Source organism: Rothia sp. 11273D007AR (assembly GCF_053547255.1).
In genome coordinates this window covers 1-21474 of sequence record NZ_JBPPWJ010000014.1, presented here as the reverse complement: position 1 = coordinate 21474, position 21474 = coordinate 1, and the positions used below count along the sequence as shown (strand labels likewise).

Here is a 21474-nt window from a genome sequence, read left to right as displayed (position 1 = left end):
CTGTGGGCGAAAGGACGTGCGGGGCAGCCCGGTCGGTGGTTGTATGGAGGGTGAGGAAGAAAGCTTTTGAAAGGAGCCTATCGTGAGTGCAACTCTTGAGACCCGCCGCGAACTGACCGCTGCTGACCGTTGCGATGCCTGCGGCGCCCAGGCCTATGTGCGTGTGGTGATGGAGTCAGGTCTCGACCTGCTCTTCTGTGGCCACCATGCTCGTGCCAAGGAAGAGGCCCTGCGCGCTGTAGCGGCCGAGTGGGACGACCAGACTGACCGCCTGAGCTAACGTCTGCTCCCCTGCCCGCCCCACCGGGTAGGTACCACCTAAATCAGAAAAACCCACCAACTAGGTGGGTTTTTCTGATTTAAATGGTCTTTTCTGATGTGTGAAAGATTCAAAGAGGTCTTGCATATCGATTTTCAATATGAAACGATGGGGGCATATTGATAATCAATATGCTATTCATATAGCAAAGGACCGCATGCCATCAGAAGAAGAACACAGCATCACCTGCCACTTAGATGACCTCCTTACAGAGCGCAACATGAGCCTGGTGGAGCTCTCAAATCAAGTAGGGGTCTCTGTTGCAAATCTTTCCATACTGAAAAATAACCGCGCCCGTGCCGTCCGGTTTACCACCCTCACCGCCCTCTGCTGGGTGCTCGACTGCACCCCCGGGGACATCTTTACCTACAAGGACGAAGGAAAAGACTCATGAAAGCTCTATCAAACTATTTTGGTCTTACAGGCGGCCGTACCAGGCCCCAACCTGCTGAACACCAGTTCTCAGTTGCGACGATTTATACAGCTTTTGCTGTAGTTCTTATTCTTTATGTTGCCTTTGTGCAGTGGCCAGAGCATGGAATTCCCAGCTCTCTTCACCGCTACAACCCTGAGCTAGAGGGTGGTACCTACTGGGTCAGCTCGGAGGGGCTGAGCACAGGCACCCAGATTCTGGCTTGGTCAGCTTTTGCTTGGAAGTTCCTCATGTACCTTTGTGTAGCTGTACTTCTTCATCAGGTCGCGAAGTCTTTTTACCGCAAGGCAGATTTCACGCTCAGGGCGCTGAACCGCCTTCGGGTCGCCCCCATTGTATTGCTGGTCGGAATGATTGGGTACTCCCTACTCACCGTTTTAACCGCCCGCGGAATAGAAAAATCTGCTGGGCTTAGCAAACTTGAGTGGGAACCAACTTTTATGTCCGACCAGGGTCTAATAACAGTTCTCTTTATTGCCACCCTGTTCTTTATTGAGGGAGCCCTACGACGAGGAATAACTCTGCAAGAAGACTCAGACGGAACCATCTAGAAGGCTTATTCATAAGGATTAGGTGAAGCAGGCTCACAGCGAAGCTGCTGGCTCGGGGCTGGCGTGAATCGCTTGTGAGCGCTAGCGAACCAGCGAGAGGGTCGGCAGCGAGCGTGAGCCTGCGTAACCTCTTCTGAATAAGCCTCAGAGATTCTGCTACTTTCGCAGCATATTGCCTAGGCCCCGTACCGGCTAAAGACTGCCACCGCTTCGACGTGGTGGGTGTTGGGGTACATATCAAACGCTTCAACCGACTCCAGCCGCCAGCCTGCTGCCCGCAGGTAGCCGGTATCGCGGCCCAGGGCAGCCGGGTCGCAGGCCACATAGATAATCCGCTGGGGGGCCAGGGCAGAAACCTGTTCCATCACTGCCCGGCCAGCACCCTCACGCGAAGGGTCGCAAATGACGACATCCGGGGCGGCAAAGCGCCCAGCAGAGACTTCTGTAGAAACCTGCTCAAGCACCTGCCCCACGTCTCCGCGTTCGACGCGCACGCGCGTCCGTTCAGACCTGTGGGTACGTGATGGGCCTTCGTCGCCAAAGTTCTCGGACGCGTTGCTGCTGGTCACAGGGGACCCCTCAACCGACAGCACCGTGCCCCTGTCCCCCACCGCGTCAGCGGCCAGGGCGGTGAAGAAGCCAGCACCTGCGTAGAGGTCGTAGACCGTCATCCCCTTTTTCAGGCGGGCGGCCTCAAGCACGGCGTTACCCAGCACCTCGGGAGCAGCCCGGTGAATCTGCCAGAAGCCGGTGGCGCCCACGTTCCAGTAGAAGTCCTGGGCGTAGACGGTGGCTGACTCCAGCAGGTTGGGGGTGGCGGCCCCGGCGATGATGTCGGCGGGTTTGGTGCCGCGGCGGCGGCCGCCCTTTTTCTCGGGGGCAAAGACCAGGGTGATCATGCGTTCTTCCAGCGGCCCCCAGAGGGCGCGGGTCTGGGCCTCAATATCCGCGGCAACCTCGGCAGGCGTGGTGCGGGCAGATACGGTAAAGACCACGGCCACCATATCGGTGGCGGAAACCGCCACATCAACCCGGGTAATACCGGCTAGTTTGAGCCGGTGCAGATCTAGGGCCTCGATGCGCTCATCGGCCAGGGGAAAACCCGTGACAGGCACAGGCACCGAGCTAGAGTGCGGGAACATGGCAATCTGCTGGCTCTCGCGCTCCACCGCAAAATGTACTCGGGTGCGCCAGTGCAGCCCCCGGTCATCACCGGGCAGGGCGTGAACGGGCAGTGAAGCCAGCAGCGGGTGATGTTCAGGTACCCCACCCAGGCGCACCAGCTGTTCCTTCACAATCTGCTGCTTGTAGGCCCGCTGGGTCGCTAGGTCCAAGTGGCCGTATTCCATGCCGCCGAGGGGGTGAGCGGATGCGAGCGCGTCCGCCGGTGCCCAGGGGTGGGGGCGGCGCTCTGGTGCGGGGGTCTCTACGGAGACGACGTCTGCGAAGAAGAAGCGGCCTTTGGGGCCGCGACCGGTGATGCGGGCGGTGGCGGTCTCCCCCACGACTCCGTGGCGGACGAAGATGACGCGGTCACCCGCTCTAGCGACGAGGGCGCCGCCGTGGGCCGGACGCTCGGGGGTGAGTTCTAGGAGGTCACCGATAGCGGGTTCGGGTGTGGTGGGGGTGGTAGACATGTGTTTCTCGCTTTGAGGGTGGCTCGGTGGGTTTTAGTTTATCGTTCGATTTGCCAGGGCACGGAGGCTACAACGACGCCCGGTTCGTGGCGCAGGCGGGCTTTGAGTTTGTGCACGGTGCGGCGGTGGAAGATGCCCTGCCACCAGTAGGAGACCACGTATTCGGGTAGGTAGACCACAAGTACGTCGCGGGGGGATTTTTGGCGCATCTGTTGCACGTATTCGAGCACGCTGGCGGCGGGGTTGCGGTAGGGCGAGTCCAGTACGGTCAGGTCGACGGGCAGTTCGAGGGTTTCCCAGGTGTCGATGTTTTCGCGGGTGCGGGCTTCATCGACATTCACCACCAGAGCTTCGATAGAGGAAGGGCGGGAAGCTCGCGCGTAGGCCAGGGCCCGGAGCACAGGTTTGCGCACCCGCTCAACATAGATGAGGGCGTGGACGCGGGAGGGCAGGGCCCGGTCTGCGGCCAGTTGGTCGGGATCGGCTGAGAGAGCCAGCTGCCGGTCGATGGCGCTGTAGTGTGTGTTGGTTTTTATCATGAGCCAGGTCAGAAGAAGTATGAGGAGTACGGTGAACCAGGCACCGTGGGTGAACTTGGTAAGGATGATAACGACGAGCACCGTGACCGAGGCGCCGGTACCGATGGCGCTGATACCGATATCGCGCCAGAGAGTGCGGCGTTTTTTGGTGTCGAGGGTGATGCGCTGGGCCCGCCAGCGGTTGCGGAGCACCGCGTACTGGGTGAGGGTCATGGCGGTAAAGACACCTACGATGTACATCTGCACCAGGGCGTGCACGTTGGGGCCGACGATAGCGACCAGCAGCATAGAGCTGAACCCCAGGGCCAGCACACCGTTGGCGTAGAGCGCGGTGGAGCTGCGCGCTGAGAGGTGCACCGGCAGGTACTGTTTCGCGGCGATGGTGGTCGCTAGCATGGGGAAGCCGGTGAAGGCCGTCATGGCCGCCACGATGAGCACGCCAATGGTGGCTGCGCCCAGCAGGACGCTGGCCAGGGGGATGCCGAAGATAGCGTCGGTGATTTGAAGTAGAGCGGGTACCTGGTGGAAGTCTTCGCCCGCGGGCTGCCTGTTGATCAGCAGCCCCTGAGCCGGGTCAAGGACGCTGACCACCCCGGTTTGCCGGGCCAGGTAGAGCACCCCCAGCAGGGAGAGGGCAGACAGACCGCCAATCACCATCAGACTGGTGGCCGCGTTGCGCTGACGCGGCGGCGCAAAGGCCTTCACGGCGTTACTGACGGTGTTTACCCCGGTCAGCGCTACAGAACCAGAGGCAAAAGCCCTCACCAACAGCAGGCCAACACCGAGCTGGGTGGTCAGCACCTCGGCAGCACCGTCAGGTACCACCACCGTATACTCAGCCGATACCGCGCGCCCGAGCTGCCCGGTGGCGTCCGCAATGAGACCGCAGGCCACGGTTACCGCAAGCAGAACCAAAAAGACATAAGAGGGAAGGTGCGACACCCGCAGCATCACCTTGAGGCCGCGCAGGCAGATAAAGGTCACCAGAGCAATAAGGGAGCAGGCAATCAGCCGCTGATGCCCCAGCAGTACCGGGGTAATCGACTCAAGGTACTGGGCAGCAGAAGACAGGGACACCGCAACCGTGAGCATAAAGTCAACCATCAGGGCAGCGCCCAGCACGATAGCGGCAGTTATCCCCAGGTGCTGGTGCACCAGGGCGAAGTCGCCATGCTCCCCCACATGCTGGATGTTATAGCGGTAGGCACCCACCACGACCAGCAAAATCAGGGCAATGCCCAACCCCACCAGGGGCGAGTAGGCTAGGGCCCCGTGGCCGGCCAGGAGCAGGGTCAGCAGAATTTCGTCGGGGGCATAGGCAACCGACGAGAACCCGTCCGCCCCGAAGAGGGGTAGGGCACGGCGTTTGGGCAGGTTGCCCTTCTTGGCGTGCCTGCTGGTGACGGGGGCACCAAAAATCAGGCGGGTGGCCGCGCTCCTAATATTTCTCACAGGCTCTAACCGTAGTCGGTAGAGCGGGGAAAACACAGCTATACACAGCACATTTTGCTCGTGGGTCAGGACGCCCCCGCGCGGCTATGGCGCGCCGGTTGGGTGGTGGGGCCGCCGGGCGTAGACTAGAGGCAACCCTGCTGTGCGGGGTTTATGTTTGTTTCCGTCGTGGTTTCGTGAGGTGCTAAGTGCCCCATTTTGTGATTATGGGTGCTGGTCGTGTGGGCGTTATGCTGGCCCATACCCTAGAAGATGCAGGTCATTCGGTTGCTGTAATCGATCAGGATGACCGGTCTTTCCGCAGGTTGCGCAAGGATTTTGCGGGTAAGAAGGTGACCGGTGTGGGCTTTGACCGCGAGACCCTCAAGCGGGCCGGTATTGAGCACGCCTACGCTTTTGCCGCGGTGTCTTCTGGCGATAACTCCAACATTATTGCCTCTCGTGTAGCCCGTGAGACCTTTGGGGTGCAGCACGTGGTGGCCCGTATCTACGACCCCAACCGGGCTGAGTTCTACCAGCGTCTGGGTATTCCCACGGTGGCTGCGGTGCGCTGGTCGACCGACCAGGTGCTGCGCCGCATTTTGCCGGAGCAGGCTATGGCCGGTGATTTCCGTGAGGCTTCGGGCCGCCTGATGCTCGGTGAGCTGCAGCTGCACGAGGACTGGGCTGGGCACGCCCTGACCGAGATTGAGCAGGCTGCCGGTGTGCGCGTGGCCTACCTGACCCGGTTTGGGGAGGGTATGCTCCCCACCAAGGAAACCTCCTACCAGCAGGGCGATACGGTGCACGCCATGATGCGCACCGAAGACATCAACGACATTGCCAGGGTGCTGAGTGCTCCCCCGGCACGCAACGCTGAGGGGGATCTGGAATGGAAGTAATCGTTATCGGCGCTGGCTCGGTGGGCTCATCAAGCGCCCGCGAACTACTCTCCCACGGCCACACGGTCACCATTATCGATATCAAGCCCGAGGCGATTTCCCGCAGCGACATTCAGCACGCCCACTGGGTGATTGGGGACGCCTGCGAGCTATCCGTCCTGCGCCAGGCCAAGCCCGAGAACGCGGACGTCATCGTGGCAGCCTCAGGCGACGATAAAACCAACCTGGTGGTATCGCTGCTGGCCCGCAGCGAGTTCGGGGTGCCCCGCACCGTGGCCCGCGTGAACAACCCCAAAAACGAGTGGCTCTTCGACGACTCCTGGGGCGTGGACGTTGCGGTTTCTACCCCGCGCCTCATGACCGCACTGGTGGAAGAGGCCGTTGAGGTGGGCGACGTCGTGCGCCTGCTGACCCTCAAGACCGGCAGCGCTACCCTGGTCGAGTACACCGTACCCACCGACCACCCGATTATTGGTCATACCGTCGATAACGTTCAGTGGCCCTACGAGACCACCCTTACCGCTATCCTGCGTGACGGGGTACCGATTACCCCCAGCGGCGACGACGTGATTGAGGGCGGCGACGAGCTCTTCTTCATCACCACCCCCACCGGTGAGGACGACATCCGCGCCCTCTTCAGCTAGCCCTCTTCGTGCTTATCAGTAAAAAGGACGCCGGCCCCACCTTCGGCGAAGAAGGTGGGGCCGGCGTCCTTGTGCCTGCTACTAGAGGGCCGGAACAATCTCGTAGCGCGGGTTGTACATGAGGGGCTTCTCGCGGGTGCTCAGCATGCCCGAGACCCGAAGATAGCCGCCTGCCTCTATTCCCGGCACCTGACGCTGGCCCTGCCAAATCAGGGTCAGCACCGTACCTGGGCTCAGCGGCGGGAACTCCGGGTAGAGCACCCGGGGAGCCGCCCGGTTGACACTAAACCGGGTGGTGAAGCCGGTCTCCTCATCCAGCACAGAAATCTGGCCGGTTGAGGTGTCTTCGGTGGTGCTCACATCAGTGGTGTCATCAAGATCTTCACCGGTCTCTGCAATGGGCATACCCGTCATGGGGTGGGTCTTCGCCGGAGGCAGGGGCTTAGACTTATCGACCAGCAGGGTCACCTCGAACCGGGGGTTAGCCCCCACATGCGACATGTGCACACGGGTCACCCGCCCGGCGGCCCTGGCGCGAAACCGCTCGGGGTACTCTTCCAGGCGGGTCACCGGCCCGGCAGCCCGCTGCTGGGTAAAGGGAGACTCAGTCTCAGGCATGGGCACTAGCCGATTTCAGTGATTTCGGGGCCGCGGCGGGGCACCTCAACGGTGGGCTTCTTCTCAGCCTGGGCAGCCGCTGCGGCAGCGGCCTGGGCGGCTGCGGCGTCCTGAATGTTCTGGGGTACGCGCATGGGCAGCAGGTCGCGCGGGGGCATGGGGTCAGAGCCACGGTTGACCACGATGGTGCGGAAGACCTCTTCAAGAGCGGTAGCGCTCTCACCGGGTAGCACAGCCTTGCCCGAGAAGACACCGCGGACGAACCAGCGGGGGCCGTCCACGCCCACGAAACGGGCAATCCGGAAGCCCTTGCGTCCGTCGGGAAGTTCAGCGGGTACGCGGGAGATCAGCTGACGCCCGAAGGGGCCGTCGTTGATATCAACCTGGCCACCCTGGCGGCGCACGCTCTCAGACAGTTCCTTACGAATTTCATCCCAGATACCGCGACTCTTAGGAGCCGCAAAAGCCTGCACCTGCAGGGTGCCTTCGCCCAGCTGCAGGGTCACCGCGATAACCTGCTGGGTCTTCTGATCCGCCTCAAGGCGCAGGTTCAGCCCGGGGTTGCTCTTGACCAGCAGGCCGCCCAGGTCGATGTAGCTAGAGCCGGTGCGCTGCTCGGTAATGTCAAAGGGGCCGTTATCACGGGTAAATTCCACGAAGGACGCCGCAGGCTCCTGCTGCGCGGCAGGCTGCTGGGTGCCGCCCTGGGCAGCCTCAGCAGGCGCCTCTTCAGCGGCGATTTCCTTCTCGTCGCTCTCTACAGCGGCAGCTGCCACACCCTGCTCACGCTCAGTCGCGGCGTCCGCGCCATTCTTTTTCTTACCAAAACCAAACATAGTGCCTCCTTCGGCCCTCGCCTATCTACTGCTCTTACTGTACGCCCGTTGAACCGAACCCGGCAGTTCCACGCTCAGTTTCGCTCAAACTCTGCACCACATTAAAAGTAGCCGACTCAAACCGCTGAATAACCAGCTGGGCAATGCGGTCACCGCGCTGAATCTCAAAAGCCTGCTCCCGGTCGGTGTTGAGCAGGCAGACCATAAGCTCACCCCGATACCCGGAATCAACGGTGCCCGGTGCGTTCACAATCGTAATGCCGTGCTTAGCTGCCAGACCCGAACGGGGGTGTACCAGACCCACATACCCATCAGGCAAGGCGATGGCTACGCCGGTCGGCACTAAGGCCCGCTCACCCGGTTGCAGGGTGAGGTCCACGCGAGAGCGCAAATCAGCACCGGCATCCCCGGGCTGGGCGTAGGCGGGGGGCTCAATTCCCTCATCGAGCATCTTGATATCAATCTTAAGCTGGTTCATCACCTCTTTACTGTACCGGCTTAAGCTCTCCGGTGCCGCCCACATCGGGCGCCAAAACCCCTTAGACTAGAACCTGTGCGCCGGGTTTGCCCCGGCTCATACTTCACAGTTTGTCCCTCGTCGAAGGAAGCTATGCCTGCTACCGCCCCCACCGTGCTGTACCGTGAACGTCTGGCCCCCGGAATCGGCCTGTGGATAGGCTGCCTGGGTGTTGGCCTAGCCTCCTTCCTGGTCGGCGCACCGATTAATATCACCGCTGGCATTATTGCCGGTATCGTGATGTTCCTTCTGGTCGGCGGAATACTCTACGGCAGCTCCCCCACCATCGAAATTACCGAGACCACCGTACGCTTCGGTAGGGCCCGTATCGAACGTGACTATGTTGGTCGAGCCTACGCCTTCCGAGGTGAAGATGCCCGCCTCGCTACCGGCCCGGCCCTCGATGGCCGCGCCTACATGTGTTTCCGCGGGTGGATTACCTCAGTCATTCGTGTTCAGATCACTGACCCGGCAGACCCCACCCCCTACTGGATTGCGTCCTCCCGCCACCCCGAAAAAATTGCCGCCATCCTGAATGAGGGGCTGCCCGAAGAAGACTAAGACGCCCAAAGACTGTTAGCACCTGGCAGACCTAAGTCTCTAGGCGATACGAGGGCGGGCCCGCGTTGTGCAACGCGGGCCCGCCCTCTTACTTTTGAAGTTTCTTAGTCTTAGCTCTCGCACTCGATGCAGAACTTGAGATCGCCCTCTTCGCGGGCAATCTGGGAACGATGACGCACTAGGAAGCAAGAAGCACAGGTGAACTCGTCGTCCTGTGCAGGGAGCACCACAACGTTCAGCTCTTCATTGGAGAGGTCAGCACCGGGCAGCTCAAAACTTTCGGCCGCTGCGTTTTCGTCCTCATCCACTGCACCTGACTGCATTTCTGAGGGGCGTGAACGCAGCTCCTCAAAGGACTGGTCCTTGCTCTCTTCATCCTGCTTGCGAGGTGCATCGTAATCGGTTGCCATGGTTTTCTCCGTATTAAGTGTGCGAAGGGTAGATACCCCCTCTGTCTGGTCTGGGGTACCTGCACCTCGGTCTTGGTGTCGACCAACTCTGCGCTCGTCAGGGTCTACGACTGTGTTGAGGTGACGGGTAGAATTGTTCACCATTGCCCCCGATAATGCAAGTGGAAACTTCATGTTCTCTCTCAGCGAGTCACAATGACTTGGATAGGGCTGGTTAGGAACCAGAAAAATATTTCAAGCTCTTGCTGAACTTGAGCGAAAAATCCTTGAAAAACCGGGTTTTTCCAAAACTTCTCTCCCACCCCCAGCTACTTTAGCTTTCAAGCACAGCTTGAGCCGGTAGTCTTTCAAGTAAGTGTAAAGATTGAAGTGAGCACCCCTCTCTGCTGAGGCGGTGCCCGGCCCCATCTAAGGAGACCGAGCAGTGCGAGAACTGCGACTTGCTGGCATCCACGACGACGGTGAAAACCTCGTTCTCGAATCATCTGACGGCACAACCTACCTCTTGCCCATCGACCAGAACCTACGGCAGAGCATTGCCCGCGCCCGCCGCATCAGCCCCCTGCGCGGGGGCAGCGCTAGCGGCACCTTTGGCCCCCGCGACATCCAGACCCGTTTCCGACAGGGCGCAACGGTTGAAGAGATTGCCGCAGAGTCAGGTTGGGAGCCGGAGCGCGTGCGCCGCTACGAGTGGCCCATCGTCGCTGAACGCGCCAACATCATCCAGACAGCCCGCACCGTGGTCATCTCCCCCGCCCCCGGCCAGGGTGGAGCAGCACAAAGCCTCAACCAGCACATCGAAGCCGTATCTGAACGCTTCGACTTCGCCCAAGCCCCCATGGAATGGAGCACCTGGCAGCAGGAGTCAGGCCAGTGGACCGTGTCTGTCGATGTAGAGCTAGGCGAGGACGCCCAGGCCAACCTACCGCGCGGCGTCATGTTCCCCGCCCGGTGGAACTTCAACCCTGCCAACCAGAGCATCTACGCTTCCAATGAAGCTGCCTACTTCCTCATGGGCCGCGATCACTCCCACGATGCTCCCATTCCGGGCCCGACTAAACAGGCTGCAGCTCCTCAGGAGGACTCTGCGGAGGAAGCCTCTGAACAGGCAGCCCCCGCCCCCGTTGGTGTCCAGGTCGCTGAACCCCGTTTGACCCGCGTGAGCGTTCCCGAGCAGAAGGAACAGAACGAGCTGCTCGACGAGCTCACCGCTCGCCGCGGCGTCCGCTCCTTTGACCCCGCCAGCGAGCGCAAACTAGCCGACCTGCTCGAACGTGCCCGCCGCAGCTCCCGCCCTGCCCCTGCGGCCGAGGTGCAGGCCGAACCTGCCCCTGAAGCCGAAGAACCTGCTGCGTCGGTAGTCGACGAAACAGCCCAGCATCAGACTGCCGCTAGCGAAAATACCGCTAGTGAAAATACCGTAGGGCAGCAGGCGCCTGATGAGGCTACCGAGAATAGCGCTGAGTCTCCGGCAGCTCTTGAGGAAGCTCCCCTGCCCGCCGAGACTTCAAGTGCTCAGGGCGCCCTGCCTGATGAGCAGAGCCAGGGCACCGATGGCTCGCCCGTCGCTGTGGAGTCTAAGAGTGAAGACGACACTCAGGAGGCTGAGGCCCCCCTCGCCGAGACTGCAGAAGATGCCCCTGAGGCTCAGGCCGAGCAGGTCGAAGAGCCTAAGACCCAGCAGCCCAAGTCGAGCCGGGCCAAGCGCACGAGCGTACCGAGCTGGGATGACATCATCTTCGGCAACCAGCGCCGATAGAGCCACCGTTATCCGGTGTAGGTTATGGCCCCGCGTCCGCCTGTCTAGGCAGAACGCGGGGCCTTACCGTCTGACGAGAAGCGGAAGGGGGTTGCCCCGCACCGCCAGCATTTTCGTTAGAGGCACCACAGCACCGGCAAGCTTTCAGCGCGTACACTAGATACAGTAATCTCTCTTATTTTCACCGCACCAGCCCATGTCGCGCCCCTTTCGCAGACGGGTAAAGGGCTTATAAATACTTGATAAGGAAACCGTGACCACGCCCCGTTCCCACCAGTCACCACATTCTAAAGACCAGAAGCCCACCACCGCCGACGACGCCACAGAAGCTTTCCCTTCCCCCGCTGCCGAGGGCGCTACCGATGATGCAACCGAAGCTATGCCGCTAGCTAACGGTTACGAGTACGTGACTGAAGATAGCGGGAGCACCCGTACTGTTGTGGATACGGACGACGACTCTCTGGCCTTTGGCCTCATGCGCAACGGCGACGTCGTTGAGAAACTCACCCGAGAAGAACGACGGGCAGACAGGGCTGCCGAAAAGGCCGCAGCTAAAGAAGCTGAACGGGCAGAAGAGGCCCGCAGGCAGGCGGCTCTTGCCGCAGCGGCGGCCGCAGCAGCTGAACGTGATCAGCTGAACCCCCGTCATGCGGAAGATGAGCAGGAAGAACGCAAGACCGGGTCAAAGGTCTTTTTTGTAGGTTCCGCGGTGCTCACGGCAGCCGCTATCGCCCTAGTCGCCGCTTTCTTACTACCCCTCAACGACGAAAGCTCTCAACAAACCACGGTAGAGGCGACCCCGGCACCCACGGTAGCAGAGACCAGCTCAGCGGCTGCAGAAAGTTCAACGGCGGCACCCGTTCCTAGTTTTAACACCAAGGCACCGACTGTCACAGAACAAGACGGCGGCACCGAAGAGCCGGTAGCTCCCGGTAGCGTTCTATATGCGCCGACTGAAGAAGTTCCTGCAGTTGAGCAGATCCCCGAGCCTTCAGCGCTGGAACCAACTCTCGACAGTACCGAAGATGAGACTCCGGTGGCAGAGGAAACCCTAGTTCTTGAGCCAACCCAGATAGCTAATGACCCGGGTGAAGTTGTAGCTCCCGGTGACGCTACTCCTGCTGACGAACCTGATCGCTCCGTCGAAACTTCAGCTACGGACGAAGGTAGCGCAGCGAGTGTCCCCTTAACTCCCGCAGATGAGGGAAACGCCGTGGCTCCTACCGCAGCGGCAGCCACTGGCTCCTAGCCCCACGCGGTGGGGAAAACGTCCGCACCGGTTCTAGCCGGTGGGTAGCATCAGCAGGGGCACCTGAGTTTCCTCAAGTGTGAGAGACCCGTGCTGGCCCACCATCTGCAGGGCGTGGGGCTTGTAGTGCCGCATGTCGTAGAGGGCGATAGGTTCGCGGGCAGCCACGATCATATCGCCGATACGGCTGCGGGCCTCGTCGGTTATCGGCTGGCCAAAATAGCCGGCTTCAAAGAGTTCTTCTGAGTCAAAGACCCAGGCCTGTTCTCCCCAAGCCTCAGCCCACCGGCCCAGGGCATCCTGGCGGGCAGAAGCGCTGGGGTCTTTCAAGTAGAGCTGCACCATGCGGGGTTCGCCCGCCGTCAGCTCAATGTTATCCAGCAGAGCCGTATCGCCCGAGTAGTCGATGCGGTTCTCAGGGGCGATATCGACCATGCCGTGGTCTGCCGTCACCAGCAGTAGCACGTGCGGGGGCAGCCTGCGGGCCAGCGATTTCAGCGCGAGGTTGAGCTCTTCAAGCTGCTCTAGCCACTGGTCGGACCGGGTACCAAACTTATGCCCGGCCTGATCGATTTCCCCCCAGTAGAGGTAGACCAGGGACGGCTTACGGGAATTTAGCAGGCTAGCGGCCAGGGTGGTGCGGGCAGCATACCCGGCTGCGTGCACGAAGCGTCCGCCCCGCAGGCCAGCCTCGCTCAGGCCGGTGCCCGCATACTTGCTCAGCGATACTGTCGCTACATCCAGGTGGTTCTGGTAGCGCTCAAAGACCGTGGGGTGGGGCTGCCACTGGTGGGGGTCGACGGCTTTGTCCCAGCCCGAGAGCTGGTTCATGACGGCCCCGGTAGCCGGATTTTTCACCTCGTACCCCGCCATGCCGTGGTAGCCCGGCGGGGTCGCTGTTCCCAGGCTGCTGAGTGAAGCTACCGTGGTTGAGGGGACGGCCGAGTGAATCGGGCCAAGCTGGGTGGCCTTCTTCAGGAAGGGGGCGTAGGAGCCATAGGTACTCAGTAGGCTCTGCCCCAGACCATCGACCATGACCAGACAAACGCTACGGTAGCGGGTAGGGTCAACCCCGGCGGCGCGCAGGCGGTCTGCCAGGCCGAGCAGGTCGTGACGCCCTGCCCCGTGCAGGGGGTGCGGGTCGGGGGTGATAGACCCCTGGGCGACCAGGGTGCCGCAGGATTCGAAGAGATCGGCTAGATTGTTGCCGCCATAGCCGGGTTCGGTGGGTAGGGCGTTACCGCAGTAGTCGGTCAGGACGCTCATGTTAGGCCCCTGCCTGAGCTAAGCCGCCTGCCGGGGTGGCTACCTGGTTCATTGCTGCCATGTGGGCAGAGCGCAGTGCGCGGGCGAAGCTCCTAGCCTGGGTGGTAGCCTCTTCCCCGTCGGCAGGGGCGCTCACGCGCAGGAGCATGTCTTCCCTCGGGCCCATACCGGTGTAGCCGTGGTCGGCGTCGCAAGCGGGGTCGGGGCAGTCTGCCGGTTGTACGTCAAGGCGCTGGGAGCCCGTCCAGGCAATCAGCATCGAGACCTCTGAAACGGGGCTACCGGCCCGGTAGTGTTGGGGCTGCGGGTAGGTGTAACTGATAGTCAGGGTTCGAATACGGCTCACGTGCAGGGTCTCAACCGACACGTGGGCGAGCACCTGCTGGCCGCTTTCGTCGAGGTTCTGGTCATCCAGGTGGGCGACCAGGAGCATCTGACCGGCCAGCACCAGCACCGTAATGTGGCGGTGCACCTCGTTCTGGTCAAAGTGGGTCTCTACCTGAACCAGGTGCGAGGTAGGTACCAGCCCCGCCAGGGCTTCATCGACCGTATCGAGGACGAGCTCGGGGTAAAAGCCTGCCTGCTGAATATCCCTTGTAAGGGCTTCGGCTGCGCTGAGGTTCATCGTCTCGTCTCTTTCTAGGGTAGATATGGTCGGTAGGTCTACCCTCCATCTTAGGTCATGACTAGGTTACACTTAGCTGCTCATGGTTCGGCGGGCAGAATCGGTGCGCTGCTGGGGGTTGCCCAGGCGTATCTTGGCACCCACCACGGTGAGGGTCTCTTGTGAGAGCAGAACGGGGTTGAGTTCAAGGTAGGCGATCTCGGGGTGGTTGTCTTTCATCAGGGCTACCCGGGCGCAGAGATCTTCGAGCAGGTCAACCCGCACCTGGGGCAGGTCGCCGTCGGCAAAGAGCTTGGCTGCTGCCTTGGGCGAGCGCACCATCTTGTAGACATCCCGTTCGGTTAGCGGCGGGATGCGGTGGGCCCAGTCTTCCAGCAGACTGGTGGCATCCCCGGCCATACCGAAAGAGACCACGGGACCGATCAGGGGGTCTTCGATACCGGTGAGTACCGCTGTTTGACCGGCCGGGGCCTGTTTCTGCACGGTGAGGTCGAACCTGCCGTAGGGTTCGAGCACGCGGTGCATTTGGGCTATTTCGCTGATGAGTTCGGCATCGCTTTCGATGCCCAGGCGCACACCGCCCAGGTCTATGCGGTGGCGCAGGAAGTCGTCTGTGGTTTTCAAAACAACCGGGTAGCCGCCCGCCCGGGCAGCGGCCTCAACGGCTTCTTCTGCGGTGTCAAAGCCATATTCGGGTAGCAGGCTAATGCCGTAGTGGGCAAGAAGTTCTTCGGTGGCAGAGGCCGATACATCGAGCAGGTTCTCACCGCTCACCTGGGTCAGGTGCTGGGCGATATCAGCGGCCGCAGCCTTGGGGCTGACATTCTCGGGAGTAGCCAGTACCCCGGTTTCTTTCTCCCGCCACTCCACATAGTCCATGACGCTTGCCAAAGCCAGTATAGAAGCCCCCGGGGACTCAAAGCAGGGCAGCCCTTCTTGCAGGACGGGGGCGCTCTCCCCCTCCGTGTCGTTCTCTGCCGGGGCGGGCGTCCGCTCATCCGGGTCTTCCCAGATTCCGCGAAGGGCGGCATCAAAGCTGAGCGTGCCGGGGAAGGCAGCAACCACGGGTTTTCCGGTGCGCTTGCCTGCGCGGTAAAGGACGCGGGCAACGTCCTTGGGGTCGATAGAGTCGCCGGTAAGGAAGACGCCAATGGCCGCATCAATGTCTGATGCTTCGAGGGCGCTGGTTGCCACGTCTTCAAGCACCTCTAGCCCGTCGATACCGTCATCGGTGAGCCTCAGCATGGACTCGGTCACCCGCACATCGATGTTCAGGGCCTCGGACTTGTCGGCGATAATCTGCCCCAGGGCTGAGGCGTTGGAGAGGATAGCCACACGCCGCCCAGCGGGAAGGGGCTGGGAGACCAGCACCTGGGCAACGTCGAGCACCTGGTCGAAGGTTTCGGCGCTGATAACTCCGGCCTGCTTGAACATGGCGTCCAGGGCTTCGGTGGGGGCGATGGAGGTTCGCCCCGAATGCCCGGGAGGGAGCTGCTGGCCGGTCACAGCGTTCTTGGCCACGAGCACGGGCTTGACGCGGGAAAGCCTGCGGGCGATACGGGAGAACTTTCGGGGGTTGCCGATAGATTCAAGGTAGAGGGCGCAGACGCGGGTTGCTTCGTCGTCTTCCCAGTACTGCATGATGTCGTTACCCGACACATCGGCGCGGTTGCCCGCTGAAACCAGGGACGATACACCGATATTGCGCTTGACGGCGGTGTTAGAGAACATGGCGCCAATAGCTGAGGACTGGCTAAAAAGACCCAGGGCGCCGGGCTTGGGATCCTGGGCGCTGATGGTGGCGTCAAGGCGGACGCCCGGGTTATTGTTCAGCAGGCCAAAGGAGGCAGGGCCGATCACGCGCATACCGTGACTACGTGCTGATTTCACCAGGGCTTTTTGGCGGGCGCGGCCGCGGGCCCCGTCGTCCGCGTAGCCGGAGGTATAGATGAGGACGCCACGGACGCCCGCCTCGCCGCAGGCTTCTACGGCTGCGGCTACCTCGGCGATGGGGACGGCGATAATAGCTAAATCTACACGGGCCGGCACTTCACCGATGCTGGGGTAAACGGGCACCTCACCGGCAGGTAGCTGGTCCTCGTTAACGCCGTAGAGGGTGCCGGTGAATCCGCCTTCCACCAGGGTTTTAATAACCTTGTGACCGTTGGCTTCCCAGCGGGGTGCTGTACCGATCACGGCAACGGTGTCGGGGGCAAGGAGCTCGGCGATAGATTTGGCTTCAGCACGGTGCTCGCGGGCTTCCATCACGCCGCGGGAGCGGTCGGTGGGGTCGATGTTGAAGTAGACCATCACCATACCGTCTTCAAATTCGCGGGAAATCTCGTAGCCCGCGTCGGTAAAGACGTTGAGCATTTTGCGGTTCTGGGGCAGGACTTCGGCGCTGAACCTGTCGATACCGCGTTCGTTAGCTGCTGCTGCGAGGTGTTCTAGCAGGATTGACCCGATGCCGCGCCCCTGGTGGGCATCGGAAATCATAAAGGCCACTTCGGCCTCGGTGGGGTTGTGGGTGCGGTCGTAGCGGCCGATGCCGATCATTTCATCACCCAGCATGATGACGAAGGCGACCCGGTTATTGTGATCCACCGTGGTGAACCGGGTTAGTTCTTTGTCGCTCAGGGTGGGTTTGTGGGTGAAGAAACGCAGGTAGATAGTGCGTTCAGACTGGCCCGCGTACATTTTTTCGAGGGCTGCCCGGTCGGTGGGGACGACGGGGCGCAGGTTGGCGGTGGCTCCGTCGCGCAAAACGACGTCCGCCTCCCAGTGGGCCGGGTAGATGAAGGGGATTTCGTCGGTTGTGGGGTGGGCTGGGTCAGCCGGGGTGAAACGCGGGGCCTGGCCGTCCTGCTCGTAGCGGCCTGCGGGTGCTTCTGATTCAGTCACGGGGTGCTCCTGGGCATGCTGGGGGCGCTTTCCCCCATCATAACGTGATTGAGGTGGAGCTCACAGCCCTATGGTTACGATGGGCCCTCTCGATGTTTAGTGGAAGAATAAGAGTCGCTGCAGGCTCCCACTCATTTTTAGTAGCTGGTGTTGCTCTCGATACAGCGGGTGATAGCCTCTTCGTCCCCGGCGTGGGTGATTTCGCAGTTTGCGGTTTCGGCCCCGTTCAGGAACCAGCTCGCCATGAAGTAGAAGAAGACCGCCACCGGGATGCAGAGAATGCCCAGGGCAATACCGCCCCAGGCCATACCGGCTGTCTGCCCATGAAAGCGGGTGCGCGGGTTACGCTTGCGAGCGTGTAAGGCTTTGATACCCAGCACGATAGCTGCCACCGCAGGAATGAGAGCTAGCAGGGCAAAAACGCCCGCCATGAGCACTACAAGCCAGCTCGCCACGCCCACCGATAGAGCCATGACCGCCTGGTAGTAGCCACGGCCTCGCTTATCCCGCGCTATTTCTCCGTAGGGGCGGCGGTGGGTGCCTGGCACCCGGTACTGGGCAGGCTCCCCCGGGGTTTCGTAGTCCAGAACAGGAGGTAGAAGGACGTCCGTGCCCGCGGGTGCTTGCGACTGGGGGGTAAGCGGGGGCTGGGTGCTCACGGCGTCCTCTTTCTTCCTAAAACCATTGGCCCGCTACCGGGCCTTATCCTATGGTCAGCTTACCAGTACCGTCACCTCGTAATCTAGGCAACAGCCCCGCTTCTACTCACCGCATAGAGGCGAAGAAACGGGGCTGGGACTTGCTGCTACTCAGAGAACTAGGCGGTAACAGCTACCTTTTTCGGAGCAATTTTGAGCAGAGCGGCACCGATAAAACCAAGCACAACTCCCAGTCCCATGACCAGGGCTGATACACCAAAGGAAACAACCGAGGTGAAGAGAGAAGCGCGCAAGAAAGAAGCGTCCATCACCAGGTTGCGGCGGGTCTGAAGTTCTTCTGCCAGTGCTTCATCGCCAGTCTCTTGAGCTTCGCGCACCATGGCACCCAGCTCGGCATAGGTTTTCCCTTCGTAAACGGTACCTTCAGCACCTGCGGTGGCATGCTGGCGAATGGTTTCTGCCTGAGCGTAAGCAGTCAGGGGGCCTTTAACATCCTTACCGGCAAAGGCGCCGCCCATAAATTCAGAATCGGCAGGTACGCTAATGCGCTCTTCTGCGAGCTGGCTGCTAACTGTAACCCACACGGTGGCACCTCCAATCAGCATGACGATGGCGGCAAGAATCGATACAAGCCCGGCAAGGCGTGACATGATAGGCCTCTCAAGAGGTAGTGGGTGAATATTGTCCACTGCTGAATCTTCAGCAATGTTTTATAACTATGTATTATTTTATCGTCCACCACCCCCTTATTCCACTTCACATAAAACCTCTTAATATTCACTTAAAATAGTCCACATAACCTTATTGATAAGGTGATTTAGACTGAATCACCTACACTGAGAGTGCCCTTTAGGGCCATATCGTGCCGCAGCCACATTAGTTCGATACAGGTATCAATTTCGTTCAGACTACGGCCGGTGATCTGCTCAAATTTCGCGACCTTATTCCGCAAAGTATTCTCGTGGATATAGAGAGCCTGGGCAGCATCACGATAACTACGGCCATGCTCCAAAAACGCCCACACATACATCAGCAGGGCTTCACCGCCGCCGCGATTCTCCCGCAGAGGCGCCAATAACCCCTGTTCTACAACACCCCCCAGCCAGGGGGTACAGGCAACCGCTAGGCGCCAGCCCCGACTGCGCACATCAAAGCACCCTACGCTGCCCGGTTCTAACGAAGCTAAGACGATTCGCGCTTCTTCCAGCGATGCCGCCAGATTACCCATATGAACAGGACGTCCAAGAGCTAAAACTCCACCGCGAAGCTCCTGCCAGCTACTCACTCGGGAGGCAGCAGCGTCCGCCCCCTCAAGGGCTGGAAGCACCCCCACCAGGCACCCCTCAACCGCATCGGCTAAAGCCGGGGCAAGTGCACCCGAAAAAGCACTCTCAACCTCAGCAGCCCATGTAATCGGGGAGACCTCCCAACCCAGAACTACCTGATATTCCAGCTCCCCGGGCAGCCCCAGGCGACTAGCCAGGCGCTCTTCGTCCGCCGCCTCCAAAACCCCCTGCACAAGACGAGTTAGAAAGTCGCGTTTTTCAACCTTTCTCCGCTCGGTGTCGCTCAACAGGGCAGGTTCATAGTCGCGCGCCGCCTGAACCATGAACCACTCACCCACCTCCCACATAATCCCCATGGCCTCCAGGCGTTTTTCAAAAGGCAAGCCAGAACGCTCAGCCATCTGCACAAATCTTCGCTGGGTAGCAGATAGAGCAAGGCGGTGCGCCCTCAACACAGAGGCCAGAGAAACCCCCTGCACCTTTCGGCGAGGAGCCACTTCATAGACCCCTTCATGCCCACCACCCAAGACTTCATCTACAGGAGCAGAACTTTCTAGGCACGTTATCGCCGCATCAAAAACCCCTGCCACGCTATCAACCAGCTCTTCACGTGGTACTGACCGGTACTCCGAGAGCTCATCAACAACAGCTCTTACAGCACTCACCACCAGGGCATCCTTTTCCACAACCAGAGTTCGCAGTAAAACATCCAAGCTAATGTAAGGTATCTCACGCATATCACCATTGTAGAAAATTACACACCAGAGCAACATGTAATGAAAAAACCTACATTGCCATGATGTAAATCACATTATTACTGTTAGTGCAACGCCTACCTGCCGGGGGCGTCCGCACAAATACCACCAAGGGAACCAAAATGACAGAAGCTATCTTCAAAGCAGAAAAGGTGATGCAGCCGGTACGCACCACTAAGCAAAAGCGCAAAGCCTTCATCGGAGCCGTCGCTGGGCACCTCATCGAATGGTATGACTACGGTGTCTACGGCTTCGTTGCCATTTATGTAGGTGCTGCCTTCTTCTCAGCTAACACACCGGCAGTAGCCCTGCTCGCATCCTTCGCCACCTTTGCACTTTCTTTCTTTATGAGGCCCCTCGGTGGCTTCGTCTTCGGCCCGCTCGGTGACCGCATCGGACGCAAAAATACCATGGCCCTGGTCATGTTCCTTATGTCGGGCTCCACCTTCGTGATTGGCCTGCTCCCCACCTACGAAGCCATCGGTTTTGTAGCCCCCGCTCTACTTATTCTGGCTCGCTGCCTTCAGGGGCTCTCCGCGGGCGGTGAAATCGGTACCGTCACCTCCTACGTTGCCGAATACGGCGGCCCCGAACGTCGTGGCCTAGCCACATCGCTACTCATGACCATCGCAGTCTCAGGCCTTATCTTGGGCTCCATCGTAGCCAACGGCCTTGCCTCAATCCTGGGCGACGCTGCCATGCAGGAATACGGCTGGCGTATTCCCTTTATCATTGCCGGCCCGCTCGGCCTCATCGCAGCTTTCATCCGCTCCCGCCTGGAAGACACCGCCCAGTTTGAGGCAATTTCAGAATCAGGCCATCAAGAGAAGCGCCCCATCCGCGCCACCTTCCAGTGGAAACTCAACATCACCCTGGTCGCAGGCTCCATTGCCCTGCTGGCAAGCATGTTCTACCTTATTTTGACCTACTCCTCCACCTACTTCGTCAAGGACCTAGGATTCTCAGCTAACACCCGTTTCTGGTTCATCACCATCGGCGGTCTAACGGCAGCTTCCCTCATGCCCCTGGGTGGCCTGATTACCGACGTTTTCGGCCGGCGCTGGTTCCTCATGGCAACCTCTGCGCTCACCATACCCGCGCTCTACTGGTACTTCACCACGGCCCCCGGCTCAACGCCGTCCGAAATCTTCCTGCCCTTTATGGTGATTTGCGTGCTCTTTGGTCTCTACTCTTCAACCCCCTACGCGGTGATGAGCGACCTGATTCCCACGTCCATTCGCGCCACCGGTATTTCCATGGGCTACAACATTCCCGTTGCAGTCTTCGGTGGCTCCGCGCCCTTTATCGCAACTTACCTAGTGAATGCCACCGGCGATATAACCTCGCCCATGTACTTTTTCATCGGGTGCGCGGTTCTCTCGTTCCTTGCCGCGGCGTTTACCACCCAGAAAAACTATCAGCGGGTTCGTGACGCCGATGCTGACCTCATGGAGAAGGTTGCTACTTCATCTATCCCCACGGTAGAGCCTAAGAAGTAACGGGTTATAGGCAGAAAAGTGTGTCCCCAACACCCCCACAACCCAATCAACACAAGGCAACCAACCCCACAAGCTAG

At 60.3% G+C, this 21474-nt stretch carries 21 protein-coding genes; 9 read left to right on the top strand and 12 right to left on the bottom strand.

Translation table 11 applies throughout. The features are described 5' to 3' along the window. Positions 1-82: 82 nt before the first annotated feature. The 3 genes from ACED88_RS08655 (at position 83) to ACED88_RS08645 (ending at position 1303) form a co-directional block, all read left to right on the top strand. Positions 83-280, top strand: a complete 198-nt coding sequence (locus tag ACED88_RS08655) for a DUF7455 domain-containing protein (protein WP_135011882.1) — start codon at positions 83-85, stop codon at positions 278-280. A 196-nt stretch (positions 281-476) separates the two neighbouring features. Further along, positions 477-713: a helix-turn-helix domain-containing protein gene (locus ACED88_RS08650; RefSeq protein WP_449109361.1), complete on the top strand. Its 237-nt coding sequence runs from the start codon at positions 477-479 to the stop codon at positions 711-713. Further along, on the top strand, positions 710-1303 hold the full coding sequence (locus ACED88_RS08645; protein WP_449109360.1) for a hypothetical protein: 594 nt from the start codon (positions 710-712) through the stop codon (positions 1301-1303). The genes ACED88_RS08650 and ACED88_RS08645 overlap by 4 nt, the downstream gene beginning before the upstream one ends. A 176-nt stretch (positions 1304-1479) precedes the next feature. Here the strand turns inward: ACED88_RS08645 and ACED88_RS08640 are convergent, their stop codons facing one another. Both ACED88_RS08640 and ACED88_RS08635 read right to left on the bottom strand, forming a co-directional pair. After that, complete coding sequence (locus ACED88_RS08640; protein WP_449109359.1) at positions 1480-2940, bottom strand: class I SAM-dependent RNA methyltransferase; 1461 nt, start codon at positions 2938-2940, stop codon at positions 1480-1482. Positions 2941-2978: 38 nt separating this feature from the next. Further along, positions 2979-4931, bottom strand: coding sequence for an APC family permease (locus ACED88_RS08635; protein ID WP_449109358.1), 1953 nt, complete (start codon positions 4929-4931; stop codon positions 2979-2981). 188 nt (positions 4932-5119) lie between these two features. On the opposite strand from ACED88_RS08635, the gene ACED88_RS08630 reads away from it, so the two are divergent. Beyond that, positions 5120-5812 (top strand): potassium channel family protein, encoded by a 693-nt coding sequence (locus ACED88_RS08630; RefSeq protein WP_237195506.1) that lies wholly within the window; start codon positions 5120-5122, stop codon positions 5810-5812. Then, entirely contained in the window at positions 5803-6456 is a 654-nt protein-coding gene (locus ACED88_RS08625) for a potassium channel family protein (protein WP_135011890.1), read from the top strand. Before ACED88_RS08630 ends, ACED88_RS08625 begins: the two co-directional genes overlap by 10 nt. Before the next feature lie 81 nt (positions 6457-6537). On the opposite strand, the gene ACED88_RS08620 is transcribed toward ACED88_RS08625, so the two are convergent. The 3 genes from ACED88_RS08620 to dut are packed head-to-tail and all read right to left on the bottom strand — an operon-like array spanning position 6538 to position 8388. Then, positions 6538-7074 carry an asparaginase gene (locus ACED88_RS08620; protein WP_237211986.1) on the bottom strand — a complete coding sequence of 179 codons (537 nt, stop codon included), beginning with the start codon at positions 7072-7074 and terminating at the stop codon, positions 6538-6540. A gap of 5 nt (positions 7075-7079) precedes the next feature. Continuing rightward, entirely contained in the window at positions 7080-7910 is an 831-nt protein-coding gene (locus tag ACED88_RS08615) for a DUF3710 domain-containing protein (RefSeq protein WP_449107368.1), read from the bottom strand. A gap of 34 nt (positions 7911-7944) precedes the next feature. After that, positions 7945-8388 carry a dUTP diphosphatase gene (gene dut / locus ACED88_RS08610; protein ID WP_449109357.1) on the bottom strand — a complete coding sequence of 148 codons (444 nt, stop codon included), beginning with the start codon at positions 8386-8388 and terminating at the stop codon, positions 7945-7947. A gap of 132 nt (positions 8389-8520) precedes the next feature. Here dut and ACED88_RS08605 point away from each other — a divergent pair, with 132 nt between their 5' ends. Continuing rightward, complete coding sequence (locus ACED88_RS08605; protein WP_237199542.1) at positions 8521-8988, top strand: DUF3093 domain-containing protein; 468 nt, start codon at positions 8521-8523, stop codon at positions 8986-8988. Between the two features lie 110 nt (positions 8989-9098). Here the strand turns inward: ACED88_RS08605 and ACED88_RS08600 are convergent, their stop codons facing one another. Next, complete coding sequence (locus ACED88_RS08600) at positions 9099-9398, bottom strand: DUF4193 domain-containing protein (protein WP_083091691.1); 300 nt, start codon at positions 9396-9398, stop codon at positions 9099-9101. A 424-nt stretch (positions 9399-9822) separates the two neighbouring features. Between ACED88_RS08600 and sepH the strand changes: the two genes are divergently transcribed. Together sepH and ACED88_RS08590 are read left to right on the top strand one after the other, a co-directional pair. Beyond that, the gene (sepH, locus tag ACED88_RS08595) at positions 9823-11157 is read left to right on the top strand and encodes a septation protein SepH (RefSeq protein WP_449109356.1); all 1335 of its coding nucleotides are present in this window, start codon (positions 9823-9825) and stop codon (positions 11155-11157) included. Positions 11158-11410: 253 nt separating this feature from the next. Beyond that, a complete protein-coding gene (locus ACED88_RS08590) occupies positions 11411-12406 on the top strand; it encodes a hypothetical protein (protein ID WP_449109355.1) in 996 nt (331 codons plus the stop codon). A 33-nt stretch (positions 12407-12439) separates the two neighbouring features. Here ACED88_RS08590 and ACED88_RS08585 read toward each other — a convergent pair whose 3' ends face one another. From ACED88_RS08585 to ACED88_RS08560, 6 genes are all read right to left on the bottom strand, one after another. Beyond that, a complete protein-coding gene (locus tag ACED88_RS08585) occupies positions 12440-13672 on the bottom strand; it encodes an alkaline phosphatase family protein (RefSeq protein ID WP_449109354.1) in 1233 nt (410 codons plus the stop codon). A 1-nt stretch (position 13673) separates the two neighbouring features. Further along, positions 13674-14297, bottom strand: coding sequence for a DUF5998 family protein (locus tag ACED88_RS08580; protein ID WP_449109353.1), 624 nt, complete (start codon positions 14295-14297; stop codon positions 13674-13676). Positions 14298-14369: 72 nt separating this feature from the next. After that, entirely contained in the window at positions 14370-17198 is a 2829-nt protein-coding gene (locus tag ACED88_RS08575; protein ID WP_449109352.1) for a bifunctional acetate--CoA ligase family protein/GNAT family N-acetyltransferase, read from the bottom strand. 137 nt (positions 17199-17335) lie between these two features. Further along, positions 17336-17857, bottom strand: coding sequence for a DUF4190 domain-containing protein (locus ACED88_RS08570; RefSeq protein WP_449107362.1), 522 nt, complete (start codon positions 17855-17857; stop codon positions 17336-17338). Between the two features lie 158 nt (positions 17858-18015). Next, positions 18016-18507 carry an aromatic ring-opening dioxygenase LigA gene (locus ACED88_RS08565; protein ID WP_449107361.1) on the bottom strand — a complete coding sequence of 164 codons (492 nt, stop codon included), beginning with the start codon at positions 18505-18507 and terminating at the stop codon, positions 18016-18018. 167 nt (positions 18508-18674) lie between these two features. Beyond that, positions 18675-19880 carry a PucR family transcriptional regulator gene (locus tag ACED88_RS08560; RefSeq protein ID WP_449109351.1) on the bottom strand — a complete coding sequence of 402 codons (1206 nt, stop codon included), beginning with the start codon at positions 19878-19880 and terminating at the stop codon, positions 18675-18677. A gap of 140 nt (positions 19881-20020) precedes the next feature. On the opposite strand from ACED88_RS08560, the gene ACED88_RS08555 reads away from it, so the two are divergent. Then, complete coding sequence (locus tag ACED88_RS08555) at positions 20021-21397, top strand: MFS transporter (protein ID WP_377129599.1); 1377 nt, start codon at positions 20021-20023, stop codon at positions 21395-21397. Positions 21398-21474: the final 77 nt, after the last annotated feature.

Coding starts and splice junctions, on each gene's coding strand:
- ACED88_RS08640 (WP_449109359.1), bottom strand. CDS start 2,940: ATGTCTACCACCCCCACCACACCCGAACCCGCTATCGGTGACCTCCTA.
- ACED88_RS08600 (WP_083091691.1), bottom strand. CDS start 9,398: ATGGCAACCGATTACGATGCACCTCGCAAGCAGGATGAAGAGAGCAAG.
- ACED88_RS08620 (WP_237211986.1), bottom strand. CDS start 7,074: ATGCCTGAGACTGAGTCTCCCTTTACCCAGCAGCGGGCTGCCGGGCCG.
- ACED88_RS08615 (WP_449107368.1), bottom strand. CDS start 7,910: ATGTTTGGTTTTGGTAAGAAAAAGAATGGCGCGGACGCCGCGACTGAG.
- ACED88_RS08650 (WP_449109361.1), top strand. CDS start 477: ATGCCATCAGAAGAAGAACACAGCATCACCTGCCACTTAGATGACCTC.
- ACED88_RS08555 (WP_377129599.1), top strand. CDS start 20,021: ATGACAGAAGCTATCTTCAAAGCAGAAAAGGTGATGCAGCCGGTACGC.
- ACED88_RS08605 (WP_237199542.1), top strand. CDS start 8,521: ATGCCTGCTACCGCCCCCACCGTGCTGTACCGTGAACGTCTGGCCCCC.
- ACED88_RS08580 (WP_449109353.1), bottom strand. CDS start 14,297: ATGAACCTCAGCGCAGCCGAAGCCCTTACAAGGGATATTCAGCAGGCA.
- ACED88_RS08645 (WP_449109360.1), top strand. CDS start 710: ATGAAAGCTCTATCAAACTATTTTGGTCTTACAGGCGGCCGTACCAGG.
- ACED88_RS08625 (WP_135011890.1), top strand. CDS start 5,803: ATGGAAGTAATCGTTATCGGCGCTGGCTCGGTGGGCTCATCAAGCGCC.
- ACED88_RS08585 (WP_449109354.1), bottom strand. CDS start 13,672: ATGAGCGTCCTGACCGACTACTGCGGTAACGCCCTACCCACCGAACCC.
- ACED88_RS08565 (WP_449107361.1), bottom strand. CDS start 18,507: ATGTCACGCCTTGCCGGGCTTGTATCGATTCTTGCCGCCATCGTCATG.
- dut (WP_449109357.1), bottom strand. CDS start 8,388: ATGAACCAGCTTAAGATTGATATCAAGATGCTCGATGAGGGAATTGAG.
- ACED88_RS08560 (WP_449109351.1), bottom strand. CDS start 19,880: ATGCGTGAGATACCTTACATTAGCTTGGATGTTTTACTGCGAACTCTG.